Raw genomic sequence first — 8,875 nt, forward strand, 5'->3', positions numbered from 1 at the left:
GGTGCCGTCGCGGAGCATGGCGAAGAGCACGCTGATGCGGTGGCGGGCGAGACGGAGGACGGCTTGGGTGTGGGTCTTCTTGCGGGCGCGTTGTTTGTCGTAGTAGGCGCGGGAGACGGGGTCGTGCAAGGCGGCGAATGCCGAGAGGAACATCGCCCGTTTCAGCTGCCGGTTGCCGCCTCTGGGCGCGTGTTCGCCGTGGATCGAGGTCCCCGACGACTTCGTGGTGGGCGCAAGCCCGGCGTAGGAGGCCAGGTGGGCGGCGGTGGGGAAGCTGGTGCCGTCGCCGACGGTGACCAGCAGCACGGCGGCGGTCCTGACCGCGACCCCCGGCATCGAGGTCAGGACCTTCGAAAGAGGGTGTGCCTCCAGCAGGGCCTCGATCTGGGCTTCCAGGGCCCGGCGCTGTTCGTGGACGGTTCCGAGCGAGCGGGCCAGGGACGGGATCACGACATCGAGGGTGCCGGTCCCGGGAACGACGACGGTCTGTTCGTCGAGCGCGTCGAAGACCTCGTCGATCAGCCGGGCCGCCATGCGCGGGGCTCTGGGGCGGATCACCTCCACGAGCCTGCGGCGTCCGGCTTTCCGCAAGCTGGCCGGGGAGCCGTAGCGTTCCAGCAGCCAGGTGACGGCCTGGTGGTCCAGACGTGGACCCAGGACGCGCTCCAGGCTGGGGTGGAACTGGGTGAGCAGGCCGCGTATCCGGTTGGAGGTGCGGGTGGCCTCGGCCGCGAGGTCCTGGTCGAAGCCCACGAGCACGGTCGGTTCGGCGGTGATCTCGTCGGTGAGTTCCAGCGAGCGCAGTGCGTGGGGCAGGGTGCGGGCGGCGTCCGCGATGACCGCGGCGTCCTTCGCGTCGGTCTTGGCCTCGCCGGGGTAGAGGTCGGCGATCCGGCGCATCGCGAGTCCGGGCAGGTAGGCGACCTTGCAGCCTGCGTCGCGGGCGACGGTGAGCGGGAGGGCTCCGATGGAGGCGGGCTGGTCCACGATGACCAGGACGGTGCCGAACTTCGCGGCCAGCTTGTCGAAGACGGCCCGCAGTTTCGGCTCGCTGTTGGGCAGCTGCTTGTCGAAGACCTTCTTGCCGGCCGGGGTCAGCCCGTGCCCGTGATGGGCGCTCTTGCCGACGTCCAGGCCGAGGAACACGCCCACGTCTTCGGTGTCGAACATCGTGCCCTTCCAGGGAAGTTGAACGTGCCGGCCTCGGCATCGGTGTCGTACGCGCGCATCCACGTTATGCAGACCTGCCGCCCGCGAGGTGCCGGGCATTGCGCTCGGCGGGGCGGTAGTCGGGCCTCTGATCAGCGTCTCCGACGGCACCTTCCGGGCCCGGTGACACCACCCCCCAGGTCATGCGTTCGACAGGGGGGAACAGTCATGCCGGGCCCGGAGGCCAGTGATCCTCTTGCAGGACCGCGAAGAAGATAACGGGGGATCCGCCTTCGGTCAGCCGCGGAGCGCGGAGAGGAAGAGGGCGGGTAGCCTGCTGGCGCGGGGTGCAGCGGTGAAACGGGTGAGCCGCTCGAGGGTGGTGCGACCGGTGCGGTTGGTGACGAAGTACGGCGGGCGCGGCGAGAGCGAGGGGGAGCCGGTGAACAGGCTGCGCGGGGCGGGGGCGAAGGGTGCGCGCAGTACGGTCTTCTCGATGCCGTCCAGCATGAAGGCGTTGTGGACGAAGCCGATGCCGCTGCCGATGGCCTGGCGGGTGTGCCCGGGGTGGGCGCCCCAGGGGGTGTAGCCGAGCAGGAACCCGACGGCGGACCAGCAGTTGACACCGAGGGTGCCGTAGCGCAGCGCGGCGACGGCGTCCCGGACGGCGGCCCCGGCGGCTTTCTCGGTCCGCGGGTGCACGACGAGGGTGGCGCCGAGCGTGCCGGGAAGCCGGTCGTTGGCGTAGTCGACGGCCTGGCTCAGGAACTCCTCCGGGGCGGTGCCGGGGAGTCGGACCACGGCGAGGGCGCTGGCGAAGACCTCGTCGGTGACGAGTGGGTCGTCGTGGTCGGTGACGTCGGGGACGAGGATGCGGCTGTCGTCGCCGAGGATGTCGGCTTCGGGGTGGGCGGCGCGGACGGCGGCGAGCCGCTTGTCGGCGTCGGGGTAGTAGTCGGTGCGCGGCGGGAGCCGGCGCAGTACGACGCGAATCGCGTCCAGCAGCCGGTCGGTGCCGCTCCAGTCGCGGGGCACGAGGAGCACCTGGCTGGCGATGCAGTTGTGGCCGGAGTTGTTCATCTTGCTGGTGACGATGTGCTCGGCCTGGAAGCGGAAGTCGGCGTCGCTCCAGGGCCCCGGCACCACGATGCAGGGGCTGACGCCGCCCAGTTCGCTGGTGAATGGCTTGGTCACCAGCGGCGTGTCGGCGCGACGCCGCTGCTCTGCCTGCGCGTCGGTGCCCCACAGGATGGCGTCGTGGGTGCGGTCGCTGCCGGTCACATGGATGGAGTCGACGTCCTCGTGCGTCGTCAGGTACGCGCCCTCGGCGGCGCCGCCGTCGACGAACCGCAGCCAGCCCCGCTCGGTGAACTCGGCGAAGACCTCCTCGAAGTGGGGACGCAGGTAGGCGTTGACCGGGTTCATCTTGGCGACGACGACCTGGCCCTCGGCGTAGAGCTTGTGGAGGATGTCGAGGGCGGTGATCGCGGCGACGTTGCCCGCGCCGAGCACCAGCGCGACGCCGGGATCACCGGCGCGGCCCCGGTACTCTCCCGCGGCTCCGGCCAGCACCTGCTCGGGCGTGCTGCCCTCCCGCATCCGGACTTCGGCGGAGTACCCGCTGAGCAGGAGGCGGTCCCAGCCGGTGGCGGGGAAGACGTCGACCACCGTGCGCCCGCCGCGGCTGTGCACGGCGGCGGCGTCGACAGGGCCCTTGCCGGCGGCGATACGGCGCAGCACGTGCAGGAGGGCGCTGGTGTTCTGGGCCAGGGCCCAGGGGCCGCCGACCCAGTCCTCCGCCGCCCACGGGGAGTCCGGCCCGTAGCCCTTGGCCCGGGCGCCGGCTGCGGCCATGCCGGCTGCGGAGTCGAGGATGCGCGGCATGAGCCGTTCCAGCAGGGCGATGCGCTCGGCGAGCGGGGTGGCAGTCCAGGACGGGGCGTTCCGGCGCAGGTCGCTCAGGGCGCGGTCCAGGGACGAGGTGTCCAGGGTGGTGCTGTTCATGTCACTCCTTGGCGGGCGGGGGCGGCGGATGAGGGGTGGAGAGGGCGGCGTCGGCCGGGCCTCGGTGGTCACCGGGCGCCCTTCACCAGATCGGCGGCCTTCTCGGCGGCCATCAGGGTGGGGGCGTTGGTGTTGCCGCGCGGCACGGTGGGGAAGACCGAGGCGTCCGCCACCCGGAGCCCGGCCACGCCCCGTACGCGCAGGTCCGGGTCGACGACCGGGCCGATCGCGCAGGTGGAGGTCGGGTGGAACAGGGTCATGGAGACCCGGCGCGCCCAGGCCAGGATGTCCGCCTCGGAGTCCGACGCGGGGACGCTGAACGGACCGGTGGCGAAGTCTGCCAGCGGCTTGTGCGCCGTGATCTCCAGCGCCGCGCGGATCCCCGCCACCAGGGCGGCCCGGTCCTCGTCCGTCGTGAGGTAGTTGTGGCGGATGCGCGGCGCGGCGTCGGGACGCGGCGAGCGCAGCGTGACCTCGCCGCGACTGGTCGGAGCCAGCACGCACGGGCCGATGGCGAATCCGTGCTCGGTGACGGGCCCGAGGCCCTCCTCGTGGAAGAGCACCGGAGCCATGTGGAACTGCACGTCCGGCGCGTTCAGTCCGTCGCGGCTGCACAGGAAGCCGCCGGCCTCGCCGATGTTGGAGGTCAGCGGGCCGTGGCCGTCGTGCTCCAGCAGCACGGCGTTGTCGGGGGACGCCGCGGTGAGCAGGCTCTCGGCGTCGGTGCGGTAGTTGAGCATCGCCATCAGGTGGTCCTGCAGGCCCTGACCCACCGGGATGTCGGCGACGACCTCGATGCCGAGGGCCGCCAGGGCCGCCGCGGGCCCGATCCCGGAGAGCATCAGCAGCTTCGGCGACTCGTACGCTCCGGCGGAGACGATCACCTCAAGGTCCGCATGCACCAGCCCGGCCCCCGAGCCGTCGCGGATCTCCACCCCGGTCGCCCGGCCGGCTTCGAGCACGATGCGCTGGGCCCGGGTGTGCGGGAGGACGGTCAGGTTCGGCCGGTTCAGCGCCGGATGCAGCCAGCCAGCCGCGGCGCTGTGCCGCAGCCCGTCGCGCTGGGTGACCTGGTAGCTGCCGAAACCGAGCTGACCGGCGCCGTTGAAGTCCTCGTTGCGGTCGTACCCGGCGCGCACCGCGGCCTCCACGAAGGCCTGCGCGAGCGGGTGGCACGACCGGCTGTCGCTCACCCGGAGCGGCCCCCCGGTGCTGTGGAAGGCGTCCACGCCCCGCTCGTTGTCCTCCGAACGCAGGAAGTAGGGCAGTACCTCCTCGTACGACCAGCCGGTCGCCCCGGTGGCCGCCCAGCCGTCGTAGTCGGCCCGGTTGCCCCGGATGTAGATCATGGCGTTGATCGAGCTGCAGCCGCCGAAGACCCTGCCCCGGGGCAGATACGCGCGCCGGCCGTCGAGACCGGGTTCGGGCTCGCTGTCCAGGTCCCAGTCCACCTCGGTCTTGAACAACTGACTGAAGGCCGCCGGGACGTGGATCTCCTGCGCCGTGTCGGGGCCGCCGGCTTCGATCAGGGCCACGGTGACGTCCGGGTCCTCACTCAGCCGACCGGCGAGCACGCAACCCGCCGAACCGGCTCCTACGACGACATAGTCGTAACTTCTGCCCTTTTCCATCTCTACATCCCTTTTGTCTCTCGGGATCGCGGGTTGTCTCTCGGGACCGCGGGCGCCGTGCCTGCGCACCACGGGCGTGGCCGTTGCTTCGCTCACCGACCCTGATGTTCGTGCCGCCGGCGCGGGTGCACCATGGGCGGGCGCAGGAGATGTCGCCCGCCCTCTTGTGCCGGTGCACAAAGAGCGGCCACGCTTCGGCCATGACGGCCACGACAACCCACATCGCCTCCGAGTCCCGGGTCGCCGGCCTGGTCACCCGCCTCCTCGGCGGTGTGGACCCCCTGGCGGACGGCCTCACCGAGCGCATCCTGGCGAGCGAGCTCGCCTACGCCGCGAACACCGACCTCACCCACGAGCAATTGCGCGGAGCCGTCCAGGACAACCTCCGCACGCTGCTGGCCGCCCTGCAGGGGCAGCCCATGAACCTGGACGCCGCCCGCGCCGCAGGCCGGCTCAAAGCCGAACAGGGCATCCCGCTTGCCGCGCTGCTCCACGCCTTCCGGCTGGCCGGACGCTACATCTGGGACCGGCTGCTGGCCTCCGCCCGGGACGAGGGGATCGCCACCGAACTGCTGCCGGTCGCCTCCGACATCTGGCTGGTGATAGACGAGTTCTCCGGCGCGGCCGCCGACGCCTACCGCGCCACCGTCGAGGAGCAGGGGCGCCGGGACGTGGAGACACGCGGCGTCATGCTCACCAGCCTGCTGGACGGCAGCGTGGGCAGCCCCGACCGCGCCGCGGAGGCCCTGCGCACCCTGGGCCTGGATGAGCACGGCACCATGGTCGTCGTGCACGCCGACAGCGGGCGCTCGCTCGCCGCGGAGGACCGGCTGCGCGCCGCGGGAGTGGCGGGCGCGTGGGTGCAGCAGCTCGGCGCACGCGTGGGTCTGCTCGCCCTGCCGGGCCCGCACGCCCTGGCGACCCTCGCCGACCTGCTCGGCGACGCCGCCGAGTGCCGGATCGGCGTGAGCCGCCCGCTCACGTCCCCGACGGACGCTCCCGGCGCATGGCGGCAGGCCCGGTGCGCCGCCCGCTGCCTCCCGCAGGGCGCCGGCGGCTGCCATGTGTACGGCAGCTCGCCCATCGCCCTGATGGCGGCCGCCTCGCCCGAGATCGCCGCCGAGGTCGCACAGACCGTCCTCGGCGGCGTGCTCACCCTGCCGCAGCAGGAGCGCAACGTCCTGCTGGACACCCTCGACGCCTGGTTCGCCTCAGGCGGCTCGACCACCCGGGCCGCGGAGCGACTCCATTGTCACCGCAACACCGTGCTCTACCGGATCAACCGCCTCACCGAACTCACCGGCCGCAGTATCACCCGCGCCATCGACTCCGCCGAGCTCTGCATCGCCCTGCGGGCGCTGCACGTCAGCGGCTGACCACGTGCGGCCGCGCTGCCGCGGGCCGGCACGGCGGTGCGGGCCGTGCACGGACCACGGCCGCGCACGAGATCTCGTTGAGCGGCTGGTACCGGATGGTCTCCTCGGCCGGGGCTAGCGTACGGGGTTGGCTCCGCCCCTCCCGGCGTGGCGGACGGACTGAGGCGTCCCCCGGAGTGTGGACACAGGGGCTCATGCCGCGATTGTGAGTTTGGCTGCTCGCAGATGCTGCTGTTCGAACTCCACCGGCGAGAGGTAGTCGAGTGCGCTGTGGCGCCTGCGGGCGTTGTAGTAGGTGAGCCACTCGAAGATCTCCAGCCTCGCCTGACGCATCGTCGAAAACAGCCTCTTGTGCATCGTCTCCCTCTTGAGTCCCTGCCAGAACGACTCGGCGAGGGCGTTGTCATAGCTCGAGCCGACCCGGCCCATGCTCCTGCGAATCCCGAAACCGTCGCAGACCTGCGCGAACGCGGCGGCGGTGTACTGACGAACCCCTGTCCGCGTGGAAGATCACCCCGTCCACGTGGCCGCCGCGGGTCGTCACCGCCGTCGTCAGGGCGTCGATGACCAGCTCGGCACGCATATGCGAGGCCATCGAGTAGCCGAGCACCCGGCGTGAGCAGACGTCCAGGACGCAGGCCAGATACAGCCACGACCCGCCGACCTGCACATATGTGATGTCGCCGCACCACTTCTCGTCCAGGCGCCCGGCGGAGAAGTCACGGCGGACGAGGTCCGGGGCGGGCGGGGCGAGCCGGTCCGGGACCGTGGTGCGCTTGCGCCGACGCAGGTGACGGCCCTCGATCCGGTTCAGGCGCATCAGCCGCTCGACGCGCTTGCGGTTGACGGCATGCCCGAACCCCCGCAGCTCGGCATGGACACGGCGCACCCCGTACGTTCCCTTGTGCACGGTGTGGACCTCGCGGATCTCCGCGACCAGGGCGTCGTCAGCGGCCTGTCGCTCCGCTCGGGCCTTCGCACCGTCGATCCACCGGTAGTAGCCCGACCGCGAGACCTGAAGAACCCGGCATATCCGCTGAACGCCGAAGACCTCGGCGTGGGCGGAGACGAAGTCCCAGCGGTGGGTCTTCACTTCATCTCCTTCGCGAAATAGGCCGCCGCCCGCCGCAGAATCTCCCGCTCGAGCTCCCACTCCTTCTCCGCCTTGCGCAGCCGGCCGTTCTCCGCCCGCAGCCGGGCCAGCTCCTCATCCCGGCTCTCTGCAGCCGGCTCGCCATCGCTGTGACGGCGGCCCGCCTGTTCGTCGGCCTGACGCACCCAGCTCCGCAGCGTCTCACCGGTCACCCCGACATCCGCCGCCACCGCCGCATACGTACGCTTCCCACCCGCCGCGCGATACAGCGCGACCGCATCGTTCCTGAACTCCGCCGGATACGGAGACTTCCGTCCCACCAGGACACCCTTCCTCAGATCTGCAAGATCCATTGTCAGAGTGTCCACACCGCCGGGGGCACCTCAATCCTGGGCATCACCAACAACCGGGACACTCACGAAACTTGATCAAGCCCTGCGTGGTCACCGGGTTATTATATGCACCCCAACCGATCAGTCCCGGACCAGCCACACGACTCCGGAACTTGAACAATCCCTGTTCTATGCCAGGGTCAAAGAGCGCGGACAGCCCACAGATGCAGAGATCCGGCTCCGCAAGCAGGTCGTACGGCTCAAGGAACTCCGTCAGAAGGACAAAGCCCAGCTCGAACAACTAAGCGCCGATGTCGAAGGGCTCGTCCGGGTGGTCAACCAACTGACCTTGGAAAACCGACAGTTGCGCGAACATATGTCCACCCCCGACCCAGTCGTCCGTGTCTTCCCCGTCCAGCACACGCCGCCTAAGCTCGGTTGACGCCCGGGGCTCTCATATCGGCGGCCGATGAGTGGGACACGGCGGTTGACGTCACTTATCTGGGTAGTTTGGATTCTCGGGCAGCGGTGGCGAAAAGATCACCTTGCCGTCTTCCCAACGCGCCTGGTACTCACGCTCCCCACCGGAATGACAGCACTGCGGATCCGTTGGCAGGTACACGGGATAGGACAGGGTAACCGTCTTTCCGTCCTGGCTTTTGATCGTTGATTGGGCGGCCGCGGTCACGTCGTAGCCGGCGTACTCGTTGCCGTAGAAGAAGAACACGGAAACGCATTTCCCATCGACGCTGCCGGTGCAGTGAGCGTGGATCGCACGAAGGGGTCCACGGAGGTTCTTTAGAGTGCTGGCCTTGGTGTCGGCCGTGTATCCCAGGCGCTTGATGCGGAGCACCGCCCGGTCCACGTCGAAGGGCTCTCTTCCAACCTGTGAGGGCTTATCCGCCGACGGGCCCGTGGTGCCCCACAGGGAAACGGACGGGCTCGACTCCGGTTGAACTTTGTCCGCTGGCCCTCCGCACGCTGTCACCAGCGTCAGGCAGAGCACCGCCGCTGCGGCCGGGAAACTCACCGCTCGTCGCACGCCGTCACCCCCAGAAAGACCCGCTCCAACATTCCGTACTGCATAGTTTTCAGGTCCTCCTGGGAGATGTTGCGTGTGACATGTGAGCAGAGTTCGGCAGCCCAGCTGCTGGCGGATGCCTGTCTGAAGTTCCCCCCTCGAACTGGACAGCGGGTGTTTACGCTGCCGGGACGAGGTTCTGCCTGAGCAAGGATCTCGTTTCGAGTGGAGTGACGTACCCGTAGTCGGGGTGCCGACGGAGCCGGCTG

Annotated in this window: 5 protein-coding genes and 1 pseudogene; 1 reads left to right on the top strand and 5 read right to left on the bottom strand. The window is 70.1% G+C overall.

Annotation, left to right across the window (positions count from 1 at the left end; genetic code table 11):
- From JS756_RS35320 to JS756_RS35330, 3 genes are all read right to left on the bottom strand, one after another.
- Positions 1-1,170 (bottom strand): IS110 family RNA-guided transposase (locus JS756_RS35320; RefSeq protein WP_205387363.1); only part of this gene is annotated, 1,170 nt, incomplete at its 3' end.
- A gap of 276 nt (positions 1,171-1,446) precedes the next feature.
- Complete coding sequence (locus JS756_RS35325) at positions 1,447-3,153, bottom strand: aldehyde dehydrogenase family protein (RefSeq protein ID WP_205387364.1); 1,707 nt, start codon at positions 3,151-3,153, stop codon at positions 1,447-1,449.
- 68 nt (positions 3,154-3,221) lie between these two features.
- Complete coding sequence (locus tag JS756_RS35330) at positions 3,222-4,784, bottom strand: GMC family oxidoreductase (RefSeq protein ID WP_205387365.1); 1,563 nt, start codon at positions 4,782-4,784, stop codon at positions 3,222-3,224.
- Positions 4,785-4,984: 200 nt separating this feature from the next.
- Here JS756_RS35330 and JS756_RS35335 point away from each other — a divergent pair, with 200 nt between their 5' ends.
- Positions 4,985-6,160 (top strand): PucR family transcriptional regulator, encoded by a 1,176-nt coding sequence (locus JS756_RS35335; protein WP_205387366.1) that lies wholly within the window; start codon positions 4,985-4,987, stop codon positions 6,158-6,160.
- 192 nt (positions 6,161-6,352) lie between these two features.
- Here JS756_RS35335 and JS756_RS35340 read toward each other — a convergent pair.
- Positions 6,353-7,573 (bottom strand): annotated as a pseudogene (locus JS756_RS35340) (IS3 family transposase).
- 505 nt (positions 7,574-8,078) lie between these two features.
- The gene (locus JS756_RS35345) at positions 8,079-8,438 is read right to left on the bottom strand and encodes an LppP/LprE family lipoprotein (protein ID WP_205387367.1); all 360 of its coding nucleotides are present in this window, start codon (positions 8,436-8,438) and stop codon (positions 8,079-8,081) included.
- Between the last annotated feature and the right edge of the window lie 437 nt (positions 8,439-8,875).

It is taken from the genome of Streptomyces actuosus, assembly GCF_016921115.1.
GTDB lineage: Bacteria > Actinomycetota > Actinomycetes > Streptomycetales > Streptomycetaceae > Streptomyces > Streptomyces actuosus_A.